Here is a 20,196-nt window from a genome sequence, read left to right as displayed (position 1 = left end):
TCGCCCGATAATGCGGCAAAGTTGTTTGACCATGCATTATCCAGCCCCGGCCCGCCATACACAATTAATCGAGGAGTAAAGCTGTGGCGAAAATATGCCTGCAATTGCTGCACATTCGAAAATTTGTCGGCTTGAAGCACTCCATTAACATAGACAGCTGGATCGTATCGTAGGTCAAACAGGTTAAAGTCTATGGCTGACTTTTCAGTCAACTGAACAATTCCTAATCCTATCAGATCAAACCGCCCTCTATATACCCCAGTATATTCGCCAGATCCATACTTATTCCGAAGATTTAAGTAAACTTTCCCTTTATTCAGCATGTAATTCAGCTCGTAACCCACCCCCAACTTAGTAAAGGAGGAGTCGAACCGGAACTTATTTTGAGAGGCCCCAACCATGAAATTTAAGCTCTGATTCTTTAAACTGGTTATCGTTGCGCCCACAAACCCAAGAGTTCCTGTCTCCTTCTGTGTATCATCAAGATTAGTGGCCCCACCAATTCGAACAGCACCTATTTTTTTGAAAGTATGAACTACCTCTACCCCTCCATTCTGCTTGGGTTGACGCATGTCACTTGTTCCAATAGCATGAATGGTATTATTTCCGACAGACACCTTCACCTCTGCACCCCTTCCATACATACTTGCCTCAAGAGTAGTAGTAATATCCCCAACCTTTAAATTTAAATATTCATTGCGGAAACCAAGAAACATTCTGTTATATCGGTAAAAATCATCCTTAGTCTGAGATCCTTTATTACGATAGTAGTAGTAAAGGTCAGAACCATTATTGAGCAGAATTGTTCCATATAATGTGGCAATATAGTTAGGGGTGTATATGGAATTAAATAGACCCTGACCAGTTAACTCTACCACAAGAACTTTCTGAGATTCCGGGATCTGCCCTTCATATTTATTCTCAAGATAGCGAAACCAAACAGTTCCATTGAAAGAAGTATCCAGGGTAGATGCATGCATGTTGAGTGCATACAAATCCTTACCGCTTGTTTGAAAGCCATCCCTTAATTTAACACTAAGGGTAATGATTGAATCGGTATAGGGCGGTAGGCTCAAGTCAGTATTGTATACATCGAGGTCAGATTCCCCAATTACAATGTTTCGATCACCAAGAAAGTTGAAATAAATCAGTTCATTTCTATTTCCGTGATTTTCCGCCTTAATGCGAAATGTGGCAGAGGTGGTTTTTTTATCAAAATATACAATTCGATTAAGCAATCTTACGCGCAGATTTCGCTCACTAGGAATCTTAACAAACGAGTATTCCGTCTTTATTAAATTTCCCTTTATGTCAGATATGGAGGCTATTATGGAATAACCTATTTCACCGCGTGCAGAGGAGGCAACTGCAACTCGAACAGGGACTAATACGGAGTCGTGACTAGCTAGAGTGAGTTCCTGAATAGGCTCCCCCAACACTGACCAACCTTCAGGCACGGTAAGGGTAAGACGATAAGTTTGAACTGAGTTGGTGGGATTAACAATTTTTACAACGTTGAAGACTGAGGAGTTTGCTTTGGCTTCAATGGCATGCTTAACAAAGGATACATCAGCTTTGGAGGGATCGTCGGACCGAAATAGATAGTACTGCCCGTAGGCCTCATTGTGACCTACTGCAATGACTAGAAAAAATAAAGTGACCCAAAAAGCAACCCTTCCTTGCATAATTTATGGTAGAGGTTCAAGCGTAAACACCAAATTGACGGTATAGTAATCGGCCGGCTTTCCAAGATATGGCGAATTTGGTGGGTTATTGGTTGTTCCTATCGCATAACTAATCACAATTTCTTCATTGACATTTACTATGGGAGTATCATCCTGCACCAAAACTTGGTCGGAGGCACTAAGCGTAACAGGGGCGGGAGCAATTGGGACTCCAAAACTAATAGTAGTTGTTAGTATTATGGAACTTAAAGAGAGTGATGGAGAACCACCATCGGCAACGATACCATTATCATCGGCTCTTACCAACAACCGCCACCCATGACCAGCGGGGTTAGCTCCCCCCCCGGCAATAGTATCGTTAAAGTATACGTTTAGCCGTGTCCAATCGGTAAGGGTAAGGCCACTCTTATACTTTCCTAAAGTATTAAAGTAGAAAGATATAGTTCCTCCAGATACAACCCTTACCCTTGAAGTTACATTATTTTGTCCCTTCAATGATAGCGATATCAGGGAGAGAAAAATAATTAAAACAGAATTTAAGAGGCTGTACTTCTTCATAGCTCAAAATACCCTTGGTAAAATCAGGTTGTCAATGAATTAATTGGTAAAAACGCAAGAAGAGTCAGGTAGCCAAATCGATACCTGACTCTTACCTGCGCCAATTCATTGATTTACTTACCTATAAGTTGTAAGTATACGCTCGTCACATACCTATCGGGTGAAATACTCTGCTGCAGTAAACTTTGAGCATTCATACCACCACCAGCACTTGTACCCATTTCCCACTGAATATCAAAATTATTCTGATCTGCACTACCAGCCGAGGCATTAAGAACACCTGTCACAATTTTATTAGCAGCTTGTGATAAACCAGTTATTGTAGACAAGGCCCAATTTGCAGGGTCTGCTCCTGATGCAGCAGCATTTGCGACAACGGTGTAGCCGACGTTATTTAACGGCATGGTACTTGTTGGATTATCTGTTCCTAAGAAGGATGCATCCTCAGTAGACATCTCAACGTCAAAATCCACAGAAGAAGAAACGGTGAAGTTGGTGGTGTACCTTGCACCATTAACGATACCAGAAGTGTATTGGTCGATGGTATTTACAACAAATTCGATATTCCCACCCGTAACAACGGTAAGTCGTAGAATCGAATTTAAGGTAACGCTTACTGGAATAACAGCGTTATCCTGTATTGGCTGTGCCATGACAGTTTGGCCTCCAATAAGTATAAAGAGACCGAGTAAAACTTTTTTCATAACCTGGGTTTTAAGTAATATTCCGAAAAAATAGTTAATGCAACTTCGTAACACAAATATAAATTATTAACTGTTATTAAAAGAAAAAGATACAACTTTTTTACGAAAGTTTAAATCCCATGACCAAAACGTCGTCCACCTGCTTATAGTCGCTTCCAATCCAACTAACTAAATGGCTCTTTAATATCTCCTTCTGCTCCTCCATCGGTTTCTGATGGTTCTCTAGGAGCATCTCCTGAAACCCTTTCAGCATCACCTTTCGCCCTTCAGGACCTCCAAATTGATCGGCATAGCCATCGGAGAACAGATAAAATGAAGTAGGTGCGTCGATTGGAATTACATGGTTGGTATATGTTCGAATCTGGTCGGTATGGAATCCACCCACCGGCTCCTTGTCACCCTTTATCCTTACCAACTCCCCATTCTTGATGTATACTAAAGGATTTTTTGCCCCAGCATACTCAAGCACCTTGTTGTCCAAATCGACCACGCATATGGCCATATCCATACCATCGCGGTTGTCGGTTTCGTCCTGACGCAATGCCCGACGAATCTCCTGATTCAACTTTTGGAGAATCAAATTTGGGGTATGAATATTTGAACGAATAATTTCATTTAGAAGGTTATAACCAATCATCGACAGGAAAGCACCGGGCACGCCGTGACCTGTGCAGTCAATGGCAGCAATGGCAAACTTTCCCTTTCCCGGTTCGTAGTGATCGTCACCTGTAATAATTGGACTAAACCAATAGTAGTCGCCACTCACCAAGTCTCTTGGGCGGAAGTAAATAAAGGACTCCTCAATAAATCCCACCAAGGTCTCCTGTGGAGGCAACAGGGCACGCTGAATACCCTGGGCATAGTTTATACTCTTTGTAATATTTTCGTTTTGCTTTCGAATCTGGTCACGCTGGGCTCCAATCTCCCTGTTCTGATTCTCCAACCTATCGTTTGCTCTCTTTTTATTACGGTATCCATTAAGCATGGCCAGAGCCAAAGCTATTAAGAGAACCATACCTCCTAAACCAGAATAGATAATCAACATCTGATTTTTAGCCACAGCCTCCTTCTCCTTGAGCGCAAGTTCCTTAATGGCCTTCTCCTTGTTTAGTAGGCCTATCTCCAGCTGACGTTCCCTGCTCAACCGCTCGGCTTCACGCAGTGAATCCTCAGTGGCACTTACAACTCGACCTAGGGAGTCCTGTGCTGCCATCGACTTCAACTTCTGCAGATCGAGTTCCAGCTGCTTTGCCCTCTTTTCCATGCGCTCGCGCTCAGTTTGGGCCATGGTTTTACCCACCTTTTCCTCGTATTCCTGCTTTACCGACTGCGATTGAAGCAACCGCTGGTACGACAAGTACTTATCCTCATATTCCTTAGCCTTGGAAACCATTCCGCGTGAATCGTAGGCACTACTTAGTAACCGACAGGCATTAAGTATCAAGCGAGGGTTATCGATTTGGGTGGCAATATCCAATGCCTCCTCCAAATACTTTATGGCTTGTTCATACTTTTTTTGAACAATTAGGATGTAGGCAAGGTCAATTAGTCCAGCAGATATTTCCGATTTATCACCAATTTTTCGCCGTACATCCAAACTCTTTTCAAAGGCATCTTGAGCTTGGTCTATTTTATTCAGGTCGGAATATATTAAGCCAACATTGCTGTAAATAGACTTAATATCATTGAGGTTTCCTATCTTTTCATTTAAGGGAATCGATTTCATAAAATTGTCAGCCGCATCCCGCAGCGAACCGTTTTCCCAATATATAAATGCAATCTTGTTTAAGTAAAAGGCAGCTTGCTGCGTATTACCAGCATTGGAATAACGGGAGACCAACTCCTTATACTTATCCACTTGAGCCTTTTGATCGGGCGAGAGCAGATGAAGTTCTTGCGCACTTACTAAGTGGAACAGCAGCATAAAAAATGCTGTGACTACCAATAAAATATATCGACGTCTAACTTTTCCCAAGTGAACCACAAATGTCAAATTTGATATGTACGCTAAAAAGCCATGCGAAAATTACGAAATAATACCTAAATTTAGCAGAAATATTAACACCATGAAGTCGTCCTTTATCAAAAGTAGTTTAATTTTTACTATTTGTTTTTTTAGTTTCATCGGAATGGCTAAAAGTCAGGACTTTGAAGTTTCACCTGTTAAGCTATATTTTTCTGCCGAACCGGGTGAAAATCAAACAAAAACCATCTCCATTAAAAACCACGGGAACTCAAAAATATCCATGCTGGTTAGCCTAGGCGATTTCGTTCCTTCCGAGAATGGTGATAAAAAAATGTTGCCACCTAACACCACCAGAAGGTCGTGTGCCAATTGGCTGAACATTAACCCCTCCTTTTTTGACCTAAACCCCGGCGAGGAAAGGACAGTTTCTGTAACCATTCTGGTCCCAACCAGCGAAGCCTCATCAGCATGGTGCCTGCTTTATATTCAACCGGCAAAGGAGCAAACGGCCTTCGGAGCCGACAAGGCGGTTAATACCGGACTAATGGTTACCGGTAGAATTGTAGTTCAAGTTTTTCAAACCCCAAAATCGAACACAAACGACCTTGTTAAGGTATACAACCTAAAAGAAATTCCATCCGATAACGACAAGGTTAAGAAATATGTAGTAACCTTAGATAATCTGGGTGAGAAAATAAATACCTGCAAGGTTTACCTTATTCTATCGGATATTAAAACGGCCGAAGAAAAGCAATACCCCCCCATTGAGGTGGAAACTTATCCAAAATCGACCAGAGATGTGGTGCTTGAGATACCTAGTAATATACCTCCCGGGCAGTATGCCCTTGCCGCAGTTGTTGATTATGGCAGCAAGAGCAACCTTGAAGGGACACAGATCACCATCGACATTAAGTAGTAAGATATGGTTAGAACTACTTTACTCCTCCTTCTGATTTCAGGAGGAGGATTTTTTTCTCCATTAGAAGGGCAGGTAATTCAGCGATTTGAAACAACCTACCCTGGAGGATCGGCTAAAGAGCAATACTTTGGCTATGTGGAAAACAGCGATACCATAAAGCATGGCCATTATACCTATTTTTTCAAAACAGGGAAACCGATGCAGGAGGGAGAATACAAAGACAACCTACTGGTTGGAGAATGGCTCACCTACTACGAAAACGGTTTCCTAAAGTCCATATGGCACTTTGAAAATGGAAAAAAGAACGGGTGGTTTAAAATTATTGCAGAGAACAATTCACTTATACAAAACGGCAAATTTAAAAACGGACTGCCCGACAGCATTGTCACAAGCTATTATCCCACCAAAGTGGTAAGTGAAAGGGCATGCTACCAATATGGTCGCCTGAATGGAACACAGGAGTCCTACTACGACAACGGCAAGGTCAAGATAAAAATCAACATGCTTAACGGACAGGCTACGGGAACTACCGAGGAATTCTATCCCGATGGCGAACTAAAATCGTCAGGCATAAAAAACCATGGTCTTTGGCAAGATACTGTTAAATACTATTTTCCAAATGGAAAAGTTCAACGCACGGTACCTTATAATATAGAAGGGAAAATTACTGGCAAACTGTCCGGCTACTATGATACCGGGAATAAGATGGTGATGAACACCTACCACAATGATACGCTCAATGGTTGTTCCCTAGAGTTTTTTCCCAACGGGCTACTTGCAGAAAGAGGAATTTACCGCAATGGAGTAAAGGACAGCATATGGATTGCGTATTACCCATCTGGAACAATTTTTTCTCGAGGATGGTTCAGCAAGGGAGTTCTTTCAAATAGTTGGAGCGTATTCAACGAAGATGGAACCATTAAGCAAATTGGTAACTATTACAACGGGAAAGAAGAAGGGTTTTGGCAATATTTCTACAAGAATGGATCGCTAAAATCAGAGGGTACAATGATAAACGGAGTCGAAAACGGTGTATGGAAAGCGTATAATCATAATGGCCAAATTACAGAAGCAGCCTATTACATCAACGGTGAGATTTTATACCATCGAAAACTTAATGTCCAAACAAGCAAGTAGGGCAAATTTCATTTATAATAAAAAAAGGGTGGCCAATGCCACCCTTTTTTTATCGTCGTCATATATGATCTAAATATCAATCTTGGCATACTTCGCGTGCTTCTCAATAAACTCCCTGCGTGGAGGAACTTCATCGCCCATCAGCATCGAAAAAATACGATCGGCTTCGGCAGCGCTGGTGATATTAACCTGACGTAAAGTGCGCATTTCGGGATTCATGGTGGTTGACCAGAGCTGCTCAGCGTTCATTTCTCCCAAACCTTTATACCTTTGAATATGCACGCTACCCTCTTTACCTTTACCTAGCTCTTCAACCAACTTTACACGCTCCTCTTCGTTCCAACAATAACGCTCATCCTTACCTTTCTTAATTAAATAGAGAGGAGGCGTGGCAATGTAAAGGTATCCCTCCTTAATAAGGTCGTTCATGTAGCGGAAAAAGAAAGTCATAATAAGGGTGGCAATATGGCTACCATCCACGTCGGCATCGGTCATAATAATAACCTTGTGGTATCGAATGCGTGAAAGATTCAATGCCTTGCTATCCTCCTCTGTTCCAATGGTAACCCCAAGTGCGGTAAATATATTTTTTATCTCCTCGTTCTCGAAAATCTTATGCAACATGGCCTTTTCCACGTTAAGGATTTTTCCTCTCAGTGGCATAATAGCTTGAAATTTCCTGTCGCGGCCTTGCTTAGCTGTTCCACCTGCAGAGTCTCCCTCTACAAAAAATATCTCGCAGATAGCAGGATCTTTCTCAGAGCAGTCAGCCAACTTTCCTGGCAATCCGGATCCAGAAAGCACAGTTTTACGTTGCACCATCTCACGCGCCTTTCGGGCAGCATGTCGGGCAGTTGCAGCTAAAATTACTTTTTGAACAATAATCCGAGCATCCTTGGGATTTTCCTCTAAATAGTTGGTTAGGGCTGTACTAATAGCCTGATCCACTGCAAGGGAAACATCAGAATTACCAAGCTTTGTTTTCGTTTGCCCCTCAAACTGAGGTTCAGCAACCTTTACAGAAATAATGGCAGTAAGCCCCTCGCGAAAGTCGTCACCATTGATTTCGAACTTCAACTTTTGCAACATACCGCTATCTTCAGCATACTTTTTAAGAGTACGAGTCAACCCACGTCGGAAACCGGTAAGGTGCGTTCCGCCCTCAATAGTGTTTATGTTATTTACGTAGGAGTGAACATTCTCGGTAAAACTCGTATTGTAATGAATGGCAACCTCAACCGGAATACCATTTTTATCGGTTTCGAAGGCAATTGGCTTCTCGATTAACTTTTCTCGAGTTGCATCTAAAAATTCTAGAAACTGAACTAGGCCCGTTTCGGAGTAAAATTCCTCACGTCGAAAACGCTCTACACCATCAACTTCCTCAGTTTCCCGCATATCGGTAATGGTTAACCGAATACGCTTATTGAGATATGCCAACTCTCTTAGCCTGCTGGCTAACACCTCAAAATTGAACTCAATAACCGAGAAGATGGAGTCGTCCGGCATAAAAACAATGGTGGTACCAGTATGGTCTGTTTCCCCCACCACGTGAACATCAGCCAACGGTTTTCCCTTGCTGTATTCCTGACGGTAGATCTTGCCATCACGATGAATTTCGGCAACCAACTTTATCGATAGCGCATTAACACAGGAAACACCTACTCCATGCAATCCACCGGAAACTTTATAGCTTTCCTTGTTAAATTTTCCACCGGCATGCAACACAGTCATAACAACCTCAAGTGCAGATTTCTGCTCCTTTTCGTGCAAGTCAACGGGAATTCCACGTCCGTTATCGACTACTGAAATGGAATTATCCTCGTTTATTATAACATCAATGGTGGAGCAGTATCCGGCGAGTGCTTCGTCGATTGAATTATCCACCACCTCATAAACCAGATGATGCAATCCCCTTGGACCTACATCGCCAATGTACATCGATGGACGCACGCGAACAGCTTCGAGCCCCTCAAGCACCTGTATACTGTCGGCTGAATAGTTTCCGTTCGACCCATTTGTCGACCCACCGTTTTCGTGATTCATTTCGTTTTCGACACTACTCATTGAAGACTCTCCTTTACGTCAGTCGCACAAGATGCAATAAACTGACTTTCAACTATTAATTATTATTTCAAAGCCATCAAAGATAGCAAAAAAAACCTATTTTAGGTTCACTTTTTAACCTTGTTTACAGAAACTTTTCAACAAAATTTGCCTAGAACGACAGGGTTATTCCAGCTAACGCATTAAAGCCATAGGTGGAGTATCGATACCATTGATAGTAGCTCTTCCCAAGAATGTTGTTAAAGTCGAGGTAGAGAGAAAAAGAGCTACTCATTCGGTACTCAAATCCAAGGCTAAGGTCAGCGTAGGGATCCAATCTTATAGCGTCACCATTTTCTGCCAATGCATACCTATCACCGACTGCTACCAAGGAACCCTTAATATAGAGTTTTTCTTTAAAGTTGCCCAGGGCTGATACGGTAACCTCCCAGCCGGGTTTTTGCCATGGTTTGGCAAGCTTATCCATTGCATAACGTGTAACCTCTCCCCTACCCATAAGGCTAAAGTGCTGCTGAACGCCCACCACCAACTCACCAAAGAAGTGAGTCACTTGAGCATTATCGTACAGCACACCAAATTTGCTGGGATTTTCACTAAAGTTATTGACAAAGAAGTAGAGACTATCGGAGAGTGAATAGGATCCAGCCACGTTAAAGGAGACAGAAGAGGAAAACTTACCTTTTAAACCAGCCTCAAAAATAAACTTATGGTTAGTATTTCTAACGTTGAGGCCTGGCATAATATAGGGATTTTCAGCCATGATTTTTTCATAGCTATTAACCTCCAATTTCCCACCAATGCTTATGTAGGGAATAAAGTAATGGCTAATTACATCATACGAAAGTTCACCAAGAGGATAGATAAAAACATCGCTCTTGCCACCCCAACTATCGGATACCATATTAACCCCAGCCTTCGCTCTCCAGTCGGCACCAAAAACGCCCATCCACGGTGCAATGCGAAATATGGAATTGGGGTTAGCACTCAGGTCGCTGCTTTTGGCAATGTGAATGATCTCCACTTCGCCGCCAATACGCTGCTGCTCAAAAAACTTATTGCCCGACACCAGAATATCCAAGTTATTCTCTGTCATGGAAAACTTATCACCAAAGTAGGTATATCCAACCCTACCAGCATAGTTAAAATGGGTTGAATCGGTATAGAGAGAGTGCAGCGCTAGGTCAACACCAAACCGATGACTCACCTGCCGCAAAGAATCTCCACCTAGGTCACCGGTATAAGTTGGATCGGCCCCATAAAAAGTATATCGGTTTCGCTTGTAGAAAACGCCACCTTCAAAAGCTGATGTCTGAAATATTTTCTTTCCGTAAAATCCGGCTTCACTCTCCGACTCCAGCACCTTCTCCTTTCTACCATTATCGAGCTTAACCTTTCCTGCCGAGGAAAAGTGCCGAAAAAAACCACCGTATGATAAATCATCCTGCCGTAAGCTGCCATAGTAGGCTTCAATTAATGGAGACAGCGTTGTTCCAAATCCAAGTTTTACGTAATAAGGCGTAATTTCCGAAATCGGTTCACCAATAAGTTTAGCCGCGGGCATGGGCGACACTCTAAATTGCGTATTAGCAACCTTCGGAATAATGGAATAGGATAGGTTTGGAAGCTGTCGAACCGTATCGTTAATGGCTGGCAGAAGATTAATTTTAAAGGCGTCGGAAAGAACAGGTTCATATGCTCTTACAACCTGCACCTCCTTATTGAGTGTGTTCTGCGCCAACGCGGAAAACGAGGCGAAAATGCCGAAAAGCAATACAACACTGTGCTTCAACCTCATAACCTTTCTATTTTTATGGACGAACCCCATGTGTTCAATATTATTAAGTGCTAATTTTACAGGAACCATGACTAAGGCATTTTAATTAGTTCGGTATCAGCGGTAGAGGGTTTTAGTGTCTCCTTTTCCTTCTTCACCAGTTCAACAAGCATGGCCGATGCCGTATCAATAATTCCATCCGAACTATTGGTGTACCCATCTATCACGCTTTGCAGAGTAGCCTTAGCTTGGAAAATGTCATTCTTCTTTACATAAACTTGGGCAAGCAGAATAAAACTTTTTGCCATCCAATATTGGTGAGGGGTATTCTTTTCGGCAAATGAGAAAACTTCCTGCTCTGCCTGATCAAATTTACCCTGTTGGAATAAAATATCAGCCATATGAAACTTGGACTCAGCACCCTCGACATTTTTTACGCTTTGGGCAACAATGGCAAACTGGTCGAATGCTAGATCAAGTTTCCCAAGAGCAAGCAATGCCTTTGCCTTGTCGAAATGTGCCTCTCTGACCATCTCATCCGAAACTTTCTCTGTGGCAATCAACTTATCAGCAGCAGCAACTACATCCTCAAACTTTTGTTCTTTTACTGCGCTTCGAAGCATTCCTGCCCTCGCCTCCAATAAATTTTGCTTTAGCTCTGCTTGATTTTCCAACTGCTGGTAGAACTTATATGCCTCGTCATATTTTTCTAAGGAAAACGAGGCAGCACCAGCACCCAAAAGCGCCTGTTCTGTAAATGGACTTCTTGGCTTGCTCGCAACTACAGTAAAGTAGTTCAAGGCATCTGTGTAGTTTTGGCTTCTCATGGCGCAATCACCGAGGTAATAGGTGGCATTGAGCACAAAGCCTCCATTCGAAAACTCCTCAAGGTATTTCTTGAAACTAGCAGAGGATTTATCGCAATCGCCAGCCATGTATAATTTTTCTGCACTAAGGTATGTCAGCGAATCTCGCTCTGCTTCACTCACAGAGGCAAACGAACCTAACTTTTTGGTATACTCAAAGTATGCCTCCACATCATTTCTATCAACGTAAATGTTCTTTATTCCCAGAAGGGCATTCTTGGCCTCCGAAGTATTTGGAAAATCTTCAATAACTCGCTGATAGTATTCAAGCGCTTTATCGTTATCTCCTGCATTATAGCTCAAGAGTCCCATTTCTACTAATGTCTTTACGTAGTAACTACTGCCAGGGTACTCAGCAATCAACCTGTCAAAATACTTCTTGGCACTTGCAGTATCTTGTAAAAGTTGACTTGTGCGTCCAAGTTCGTAAAGAGCATCGTCTATGTAAGGTGATGTGGGAAAGCTATCGAGCAACATAACGAGCGATTCACGTTTCTTCTCAGGACGATCGAGAAGGCCCAACGAAAAACCACGTTGAAATTGTGCATAATCAGGATCGTAAAGTCTCGTTTGCACCGATTTATCATAGTAGTCTATAGCTAGCCAAAACCGGCGAAGCATAAAGTAGGAATCGCCTGTGCGGTTGTAGGCATCACCGAGGAACCGGTCCTTAGCATTGGAGGCAAACGAAAGATATTTTCGGAACCAAACAATGGCGTTTTCAAAATCATTAAGCTTAAAGCAGGTGTAGCCAAGGTCGTAGTGAGCCATGTTAAACTCAGGTGAGGTAAACGCACCCGGGCTAAGTACAAACTGGCTATAGTCCGCCTGAGCTTTAGTATACTCTCCCAACCGGTAGTAGGCCTCCCCTCTCCAGTAAAGGGCTTCGGCAGAAATGGCTTTGTCGTATGATTGGTTGTCTAGCGACAATGTAAACTTTTCGACAGCTTCTTTAAAGTTTAGGTTTTGGAATAGTTCAAGCCCTCTATAGTAGGCAACCTTTTGCAATGCTGCATTAATAGTTGGGTCGCGATGTTTAATTTGTAGCACAGCCGCCAATGCACCTTTATAGTTTTTGGTATTGGTATAGGCAATTGTAAGATAATGATAAGCTTCGTCGGTGCGGTCAGTATTGGGATACTCCTTAATATATTGGTTTAATGCATCAATTGCCTCGTTGAAAGGGGAATAAAACATGCCGTAGGTAATCTTGGCAAAGTTAAAAAGTGCATCCTCCTTAATCACCGGATCAAAATCGTACTTGGCAGCCATGGAAAATGCGTTCCGTGCCTTGCTCTTATCATCCAGCTTAAGATAGCAATCGGCCAAGTTATAGTATGCATTCTGGCTTAATGTATCCTCGCCTGCCGTTGCCTTCTCGAGAAGGGGTGCGGCCTTGGCATAGTCACCAGCCTTGTAGTAAACAATTCCAACCAGGTAGCTGTCGTCACGGCTAGGGTTTTTTGTCCCATTTAAAAATTTCTCAAGGTAGGGTAAAGCTTCAGAATACTGCTTTGTTCTATAATATGACTCGCCAATAAATCGAGCAATAGTTGGAGCTCTCTTTTCGGAGGCATTATCCAAAATTTTTGGACCATATTCAATAACCTTTTGATAATCCTTCTGAAGAAAATAAATCTCAACAATATAGTAGGGTACCAGCGGAGCAAAAACCTCATCCTCCTTCAGCCGTTCAAACCCCTTCAAGGCTGTAGCATAGTTATGCTGGAGATAGGCAATATGCGAATAGTAATAGGTGGCAGGAGAGTTAAACTTATTGTCGGTATCCTTAATTTCGAAGAATGATTGCAGCGCTCTATCCATGTTGCCCACAGAGAAGCAGGAGTAGCCCAATTTGAAAAAGAATTCCGCCCTATCGTCTGCTGACAGTCCATTATTATCAACCTTATCGAACCAAAGGATTGCATCGGCATAGCGCTCCTGCCGATAGCGCAGCTTAGCCAACTCAAAGAAGGCTTGGTTTACACGCTGATTCTCAGGGAAGGTGTTTATGAAGGTAGTAATCAAATACTCTGCATCATCATTAAAAAGCCGCACCGAGCAAAGAGCTTTATAGAACTCAGCCAAGGCGAGTTTCTGCGTATTCTCCCCGCTGTAGGCCTTCGCCGATTGCTCAAACTGCTTTTGAGCAGCAGCATACTTCTCCTTCGTAAACAAATTCATTGCTCTATCAAAGAGCTTATCGGGGTGGGAATAGCTGGCGGTTTGCTGAGCAAAGGTCAGAGTTCCCATAGCCAAAAGCACAATCAGGAAAACAATTCGTCTCGATATAGACATAGATAAATCGGTTTTAGGCAATTCTTTCTAAAAATAAGAAAAAGGAACCATTGGGAAGGCTTTTTCAGTAAATAAACTGATGGTTGCCATTTTTATTTTTTAATTTTAGCACAACAAAATTAACAATCTCCAGAATAAACAAAAAGTTACTGGCCACAATTGTTGATCTTTCGAGCAACCATGGCCTTTTTATCTATGATGAACAGCACAATGCCACGATATTCAGTAATTGTTCTTTTTGGAAAATAATTCAGTAAGGTTAACAAACATAGCAACAAAAAAAAAGAATATGTCGCTCGACACCATCATTGAAATCAAGAATGCCTCCATTTTTCAGAACGACAGCCTTGTGCTGTCCAACGTTAACCTCCACGTTGAAAAGGGAGAATTCATTTACCTTATCGGGAAAGTTGGTAGCGGTAAATCGAGCCTTGTTAAAACGCTCAACGCGGAGTTGCCGCTCAAGATTGGGACAATTTTAGTGGCAGGCATCGATCTTGCCAAGGTGAAACGAAAGCAGATACCCTACCTGCGCCGAAAGTTGGGCATTGTATTTCAGGATTTCCAACTTCTGAGCGATCGTTCAGTATATGACAATTTGCAATTTACCCTTCGCGCTACTGGGTGGAAAAACAAGACCGAAATAAAACAGCGAATTGCTGAAGTTCTCGAAAAAGTTGGGCTAAAATACAAGGATTATAAACTTCCTCACCAGCTTTCGGGAGGCGAGCAGCAGCGTGTAGTTATTGCTAGAGCGCTGCTTAATAACCCTGAAATAATTTTGGCCGACGAGCCAACTGGAAATCTTGATCCTGAAACATCCGAGGATATTATGAAGCTCCTCTTCGAGATTAGCAAAACTGGTAGAGCCATTATTATGGCCACACATAACTACGGAATTCTGAAGAAATTTCCAGCCCGTACCATCAAATGCGAAAAAGGTCAGTTGATAGAAAGCCAGATCGCCACAGAAATCGACTTTGACAGCTTAATGGAATAGGTGCCTTTTTGCTTTTAAGGCCAAATGCATCAGTAGAGGAAGTTTCTGCCTAAAGAGGTGTGGAAATGATACAGGAACTGCTCCAAACCCCTGATAAAACTTGGCAACCCCAGGTATACTCGACCCTTCAAAATCGAGCACCGTTGCACTTTCCGAATTTTCTTGTATAAAAGTATCTATGAGTAAAAACATTGCTCGATTGGCAATTCCTTCTTGGCTTGAAGTTGCCAACAGATAAATACTTTTCCCCCTATAACGAACAAAAAGTGCGGCAGCACAAAGGGTATTGGTCTGAGAATAGGCTCCATAAACCTCGCCCTGTCCATTTGAAACTAGCCGGCTAACAAGCCGTCCCATTATACTCATAGCTTTAGTAGGTAAATCGCCCTTAATATTTTCCCTCGTAAACGACAAAAAGGCGGACACCCCAACACCCCGAACAATTGAAACTTGAAGAGCGAGTGCTTTGGCCAAATTTCGTTGATTGTTTTTACCATACTTCTGATACAGCCTTGAGTAGGTCTCAATTAAATCGAGTTGATATGTAACACGCCGAGTAATTTTGTAACCCGCAATTTTTTCAGCATTAGTGAATGTATTTAGGGTAATATCTACCAACCTAATTTTTGCTGGAATAGAAGTTAGAAAGGAATTCACCATGTCGGAGGAGAGCCCTATCGTTGAAAAAATCCCAAGCTGCTGCGTGAAAAATGGTTGATAAAGATAAGAGACGCCAAATTTTCGCGCCATGGTTAACGGCATTACAGCCGAATAATCGTCGAGAACAAGAGCATCCCAATCCTCGGACACCTCGTCGAGATACCAAGAATAGGCATAGGCAATACCATTAATTGACTCATTGATACAGCCATCCCACTTTTGGTGATCTATTTCACTATGCTTGACAAACCTAACGCTCACCTTTTTCGCCTTTCATTAATCCAACCACCTCCTTAAATAGTACTCCCCAATTATTCCAAGGCACTTTATCCGAGAGTATCTCATTATGAAACACTATACTAAAATCGCCACCGGTATTCTGCTGAATAGCATGGAGCCTGTCAATTTCCTCAATTGCCTCCAACGGATTCATTTTCAATTGAAAGTTTAACGCTGAATCCATTGCCACAAAAGGATAAATTGCAAATTCTTCTTCTGTATTCGTTGTTAAATCGAAAAACGAAAAAGGCCGAGTTGTACCTGCACGATATCCCACCCTATCGGAAAAACCCATTGAAAAGTCTGCTGTTATTCCTTCGTTCATCAACATTCTATAAGATGTAGGAAATCGAAACCGAAGAAAATGAAATCGTGAGAAGGTGGGCTTTGCTCCAGCAAGGCAGGTAAATCGCTCAACTTCCTGATGCAATAAATCGGGGTCGTCCAACACTCCATATGAAGGATGAATGCCTATATTGCCTGATCTTGATAGCTTCCCAGCTAGCCGTTTAAATACTCTACTTCGCCAATTCACTGGCCGGTCAAACTTCGAAAGATTTCCCACATGTAAAAACCACTTCAGTGAAATATCCTCTGCTACTACCTCCTGTTGGATGGCATTATATGTGTCGAACGGATCGTGAGCAAGGCAGAGGGAGCTGCCAGCAACTTCAGTGAAATCTTTCAGCCGCAGCTGTCCTAGGGCTAAGGCTAGCTTGCCTCCTGTTCTTATCATGCCTTTTCCCTTATGAGCGAAGGCATTGTCAATATCAATATGAATAGTACCTCCCCATGTATTGCGGCTTAAGGAAAGAAAGGGAAATTTCTGCCTCAAAGCATCCGAAAATTGCTGAACCCAAACATCAACAATGGGAATATCCTGAATGCTACTTTTTACAACAAAAGACATAGCCGAAGGAAAACGTCCATGCTCATCGGGCTCGAATGGCAAATACTCCTCGTAGCGGCTTACCAAATAAAAGATTGCCGAAAATATATCGAAAGAAAAACTCGACTTGTCGTGCTCAGGAAAAAGCACCAAGTCAGCACCAGTTCCCTCTGTTTCTAGAATAAGTTCATGAATATCTTTTTCCAATAATAGTCCATTTGGCTTAACCCAAAACGCATTTGCAACCTGTTTTGGACTGTAGCACAACTTACTCTCCAGTGAATCCTCTAGAAGATAATGACAAGATGTAAGTCTATAGTCAATGCCCAGCCACTCCTTTAATACGAGATTAAAAGTAAATTCAATTCTTGGTGTAATTCGTGGAGCATAAACTAGCATAACAGCAATTGTTTGAAAATTATTTGGCCAATAACCGCCAAAAGATAGCGATTAATGGGATACAGCTATGTCTGCACTTGTGAATAAATAACCATAGAAATTACCAAAGAGTAAATCTCTAAGCTAGCAACAACATAATTATCTAAATCGTACAACCGTAATACCGGAGCCACCAAATTCTGCCTGTTCATCGGCAAAGTGAGCCACATCAGGAATGGTTTTTAAATAAGTGCGGATCAGCTCACGCAGCACCCCATTTCCCTTACCATGTAAAATTTTCACATCGGTAACATCCAGCATAACGGCTTCATCCACATACTCCTGTATTGCCTGCATTGCTGCATCGCCGCGCATTCCCCTTACATCAATTGTATGTGAAAAATTTAAACGTTTCTTCATGGTATCAACGCCATGGCTTATTACAGGGGCATTAGCCTGCTTAATTGCTTGCTTATACTCGTTGTTGCTTACTCGTTCTACCTTTTTTCTATCGATGGTTGTTAGCATGCTGCCAAAGGCAACAATAATATTTTTTTCAGCAACTTCAACAATTTCTCCTAGAGCATCGCGCCCCTTGAAGCGAACCTTATCTCCTTTTTTAAGGGGTGCATCCACCTTAGATTCGACTGGCTCTTGGTCGACGGGCATTTGTGCTTTCCCAACATCAACTTTTCGGCGCTGTTTTTCCTTCAGCTGCTCCATCTTCCTTACAACCCACTCGTCAGCTGAAGCACCGGGTTCCTCTATCGTTGCCCTAAAAGTTTCCAACTCCTGACGCACCTCTTTCGTTTTCTCTCGCTCTGCATTCGATTCCTTGATGGTTCGAATAGTGTTTTCAATCTGACGATTTACACCAGAGAGAATCTCCTTTGCATCCTGTTTTGCTTTCTCAACAACCGATTTTCGATGAGTTTGAAGATCGGTAAGTTCAGTCTCATATTTCAGAATAAGCTGCTCTAACTTTTTTTCTGCATTCTTCACCCCAACCCTCTTCTCTTCCCAGTAGTGTCTATCTCTGGAGATGGCCCTGAGCTGCTTTTCAAAATCGATATGGGCAGTCCCAGCCTTCTCACGTGCTGCCGACAAAACATCGTCGGGCAAGCCAATCTTATGAGCAATTTCAAACGCAAACGAACTTCCCGGCTTCCCAATTTCCAACTGAAAAAGTGGTTGAATATTGACAACATCAAAAAGCATTGCACCATTTTGAATCCCCGCAACCCTGCCGGCCATCAGCTTTAGGTTGGTATAATGCGTTGTAATAACACCCCAACTTCCTTGTTCCGACAAGCGTTCCAAAATGGACTCAGCAATAGCACCGCCCAGCGATGGCTCTGTTCCTGTTCCAAATTCGTCGATAAGAACAAGTGATTCCTTGCTGGCATGGCGAATGAACGCCTTCATGGCAAACAGGTGTGAGCTATAGGTACTAAGATCGTTCTCAAGGCTCTGCTCATCACCAATATCGACTAACAAATGTTTGAAAATACCTACTTCTGAATTCTCTGACATTGGAACCAAAAAGCCACATTGAAGCATATACTGCAGTAGTCCAACCGTTTTAAGACATACCGATTTGCCACCCGCATTTGGTCCAGAAATTATTAGTATTCGACCATTCTCTCCCAATGTAATGCTAAGCGGCACGATGGTCTTTTTTTCTTTTCGTAGAGCCATCTCAAGTAATGGATGCCGAGCATTAATCCACTCAACTTTTTGAGTATTATTAAGTAGCGGCATTACCCCTTCAATCCTAATGGCATAAAGGGCTTTGGCACGAATAAAATCTATCGTAGATAAAAAATCAGCAGCATCAAGAAGTTCAGGAATATAAGGTCGAATAAAGTCAGCCAAGTCCGATAAAATTCGAACAACTTCGCGTCGTTCTTCGAACTCCAACTCTCGAATCTCATTGTTTAATTCAACTACCTCCACTGGCTCTACAAAAAAAGTTTTCCCTGTAGCCGATTCTCCTAAAATCAAACCCTTAAGTTTACGCTTATTGCCAGCAGGCACAGGGATTACTGCCCTACCATCTCTTATCGAGATGGCAGCATCTTCATCAACTAATCCATCCGCCTGTGCGGTTTTAAGAATAGATTGAAGTCTTCGAGAAACTAACGATTGCTTTTCAGAAATTGCTCTGCGTATATTTTGCAGCTCAGGTGAAGCATTATCCTTAACCTTACCGTTACGAGTCACAACATAGTCAATACGCTCAATTAATGTAGGGGATACAGATACTGGGTGGGCTAATTCTTTAAGTTTAGGATATTTGACACTCTCTTCGCGTCGAAAAAAAATGGCAAGGCTACGGACAACACTTAATGCGTTTCGAAGTTTAAAAAGATCTTCCGCTTCTAGAAATGTACCTTCAATCCTGATGTGCTTGATTAGATGAGCAAAATCTGTAAAACCAGTTCCTGGAAAAGTGTTCTCCATCAGAATAATGGTCTTCATCTCATTTGCAAGCGCAAGCCATTGTTCTACCTCCTCAAAGGAATGGCTGAAACGTATTGCTTCAAGTTTTTCTCTACCTCCTTCAGTATTACAAAGTTCCGAAACTTTTGTTCTAACCTTATCGAAGCCTAGCTTATTTTCAAAATTATCTGGAAATATCACTTTGCAATTTGTTAACAATTCAGCCACAAAGTTAGTAAATCAAATGGTATGAACACATAGAATGGTATAGTGGTCTATCCAATGCATTAAGCTGTATTGCAGGAAATTTAAGGGATTGCTATTAACGACAAATTGCAGTTTTTCCTGAAGGAGTTTAAAGGAGATAGAGACCCTGCTGGACTTATGCATTGGTGAGTATGGGGCAAAAAAAAGTCCCGAGCTCAGGTGAGCCCGGGACAAAAAACCGGCGGCGGCCTACTCTCCCACCTTGCGGCAGTACCATCGGCGCTGGCGGGCTTAACGGCCCTGTTCGGAATGGGAAGGGGTGGTACCCCGCCGCCATAGCCACCGTAAGCGGTTCCGGGCGCTTACT

13 protein-coding genes and 1 rRNA gene are annotated in these 20,196 nt (G+C 42.4%); 3 read left to right on the top strand and 11 right to left on the bottom strand.

Annotation, left to right across the window (positions count from 1 at the left end; genetic code table 11):
- The 4 genes from VMW01_14945 to VMW01_14930 form a co-directional block, all read right to left on the bottom strand.
- On the bottom strand, nucleotides 1-1,685 hold a 1,685-nt coding region (locus tag VMW01_14945; protein HUW07542.1), incomplete at its 3' end, for a hypothetical protein.
- A 3-nt stretch (nucleotides 1,686-1,688) separates the two neighbouring features.
- Nucleotides 1,689-2,243: a hypothetical protein gene (locus VMW01_14940; protein HUW07541.1), complete on the bottom strand. Its 555-nt coding sequence runs from the start codon at nucleotides 2,241-2,243 to the stop codon at nucleotides 1,689-1,691.
- A gap of 113 nt (nucleotides 2,244-2,356) precedes the next feature.
- Nucleotides 2,357-2,896, bottom strand: a complete 540-nt coding sequence (locus tag VMW01_14935; protein ID HUW07540.1) for a hypothetical protein — start codon at nucleotides 2,894-2,896, stop codon at nucleotides 2,357-2,359.
- 151 nt (nucleotides 2,897-3,047) lie between these two features.
- Nucleotides 3,048-4,871, bottom strand: a complete 1,824-nt coding sequence (locus VMW01_14930; GenBank protein ID HUW07539.1) for a SpoIIE family protein phosphatase — start codon at nucleotides 4,869-4,871, stop codon at nucleotides 3,048-3,050.
- 205 nt (nucleotides 4,872-5,076) lie between these two features.
- Here VMW01_14930 and VMW01_14925 point away from each other — a divergent pair, with 205 nt between their 5' ends.
- Nucleotides 5,077-5,829, top strand: coding sequence for a hypothetical protein (locus tag VMW01_14925; protein HUW07538.1), 753 nt, complete (start codon nucleotides 5,077-5,079; stop codon nucleotides 5,827-5,829).
- A gap of 6 nt (nucleotides 5,830-5,835) precedes the next feature.
- Nucleotides 5,836-6,969 carry a hypothetical protein gene (locus tag VMW01_14920; GenBank protein ID HUW07537.1) on the top strand — a complete coding sequence of 378 codons (1,134 nt, stop codon included), beginning with the start codon at nucleotides 5,836-5,838 and terminating at the stop codon, nucleotides 6,967-6,969.
- Nucleotides 6,970-7,038: 69 nt separating this feature from the next.
- Here the strand turns inward: VMW01_14920 and gyrB are convergent, their stop codons facing one another.
- The 3 genes from gyrB to VMW01_14905 all read right to left on the bottom strand — a co-directional run bounded on the left by gyrB (nucleotide 7,039) and on the right by VMW01_14905 (nucleotide 13,974).
- Nucleotides 7,039-9,036 carry a DNA topoisomerase (ATP-hydrolyzing) subunit B gene (gene gyrB / locus VMW01_14915; GenBank protein ID HUW07536.1) on the bottom strand — a complete coding sequence of 666 codons (1,998 nt, stop codon included), beginning with the start codon at nucleotides 9,034-9,036 and terminating at the stop codon, nucleotides 7,039-7,041.
- Nucleotides 9,037-9,187: 151 nt separating this feature from the next.
- Complete coding sequence (locus VMW01_14910; protein ID HUW07535.1) at nucleotides 9,188-10,831, bottom strand: hypothetical protein; 1,644 nt, start codon at nucleotides 10,829-10,831, stop codon at nucleotides 9,188-9,190.
- A gap of 71 nt (nucleotides 10,832-10,902) precedes the next feature.
- A complete protein-coding gene (locus tag VMW01_14905; protein HUW07534.1) occupies nucleotides 10,903-13,974 on the bottom strand; it encodes a tetratricopeptide repeat protein in 3,072 nt (1,023 codons plus the stop codon).
- Nucleotides 13,975-14,263: 289 nt separating this feature from the next.
- Here VMW01_14905 and VMW01_14900 point away from each other — a divergent pair, with 289 nt between their 5' ends.
- Nucleotides 14,264-14,974 carry an ATP-binding cassette domain-containing protein gene (locus tag VMW01_14900; protein ID HUW07533.1) on the top strand — a complete coding sequence of 237 codons (711 nt, stop codon included), beginning with the start codon at nucleotides 14,264-14,266 and terminating at the stop codon, nucleotides 14,972-14,974.
- On the opposite strand, the gene VMW01_14895 is transcribed toward VMW01_14900, so the two are convergent.
- The 4 genes from VMW01_14895 to rrf all read right to left on the bottom strand — a co-directional run bounded on the left by VMW01_14895 (nucleotide 14,963) and on the right by rrf (nucleotide 20,176).
- Entirely contained in the window at nucleotides 14,963-15,895 is a 933-nt protein-coding gene (locus VMW01_14895) for a hypothetical protein (protein ID HUW07532.1), read from the bottom strand. The two genes, VMW01_14900 and VMW01_14895, sit on opposite strands and share 12 nt — an antisense overlap.
- Nucleotides 15,885-17,201 carry a hypothetical protein gene (locus VMW01_14890; GenBank protein HUW07531.1) on the bottom strand — a complete coding sequence of 439 codons (1,317 nt, stop codon included), beginning with the start codon at nucleotides 17,199-17,201 and terminating at the stop codon, nucleotides 15,885-15,887. Before VMW01_14890 ends, VMW01_14895 begins: the two co-directional genes overlap by 11 nt.
- A 138-nt stretch (nucleotides 17,202-17,339) precedes the next feature.
- A complete protein-coding gene (locus VMW01_14885; protein HUW07530.1) occupies nucleotides 17,340-19,823 on the bottom strand; it encodes a Smr/MutS family protein in 2,484 nt (827 codons plus the stop codon).
- Nucleotides 19,824-20,065: 242 nt separating this feature from the next.
- Nucleotides 20,066-20,176, bottom strand: a 5S ribosomal RNA gene (rrf, locus tag VMW01_14880).
- Between the last annotated feature and the right edge of the window lie 20 nt (nucleotides 20,177-20,196).

Source organism: Williamwhitmania sp. (genome assembly GCA_035529935.1).
Lineage (GTDB): Bacteria > Bacteroidota > Bacteroidia > Bacteroidales > Williamwhitmaniaceae > Williamwhitmania.
Note: the sequence above shows the minus strand (reverse complement) of the source record. Positions and strands in the feature narration are given on the sequence as shown.

Coding starts and splice junctions, on each gene's coding strand:
- VMW01_14900 (HUW07533.1), top strand. CDS start 14,264: ATGTCGCTCGACACCATCATTGAAATCAAGAATGCCTCCATTTTTCAG.
- VMW01_14940 (HUW07541.1), bottom strand. CDS start 2,243: ATGAAGAAGTACAGCCTCTTAAATTCTGTTTTAATTATTTTTCTCTCC.
- VMW01_14930 (HUW07539.1), bottom strand. CDS start 4,871: ATGCTGCTGTTCCACTTAGTAAGTGCGCAAGAACTTCATCTGCTCTCG.
- VMW01_14925 (HUW07538.1), top strand. CDS start 5,077: ATGGCTAAAAGTCAGGACTTTGAAGTTTCACCTGTTAAGCTATATTTT.
- VMW01_14905 (HUW07534.1), bottom strand. CDS start 13,974: ATGTCTATATCGAGACGAATTGTTTTCCTGATTGTGCTTTTGGCTATG.
- VMW01_14920 (HUW07537.1), top strand. CDS start 5,836: ATGGTTAGAACTACTTTACTCCTCCTTCTGATTTCAGGAGGAGGATTT.
- VMW01_14935 (HUW07540.1), bottom strand. CDS start 2,896: ATGGCACAGCCAATACAGGATAACGCTGTTATTCCAGTAAGCGTTACC.
- VMW01_14890 (HUW07531.1), bottom strand. CDS start 17,201: ATGCTAGTTTATGCTCCACGAATTACACCAAGAATTGAATTTACTTTT.
- gyrB (HUW07536.1), bottom strand. CDS start 9,036: ATGAGTAGTGTCGAAAACGAAATGAATCACGAAAACGGTGGGTCGACA.
- VMW01_14910 (HUW07535.1), bottom strand. CDS start 10,831: ATGAGGTTGAAGCACAGTGTTGTATTGCTTTTCGGCATTTTCGCCTCG.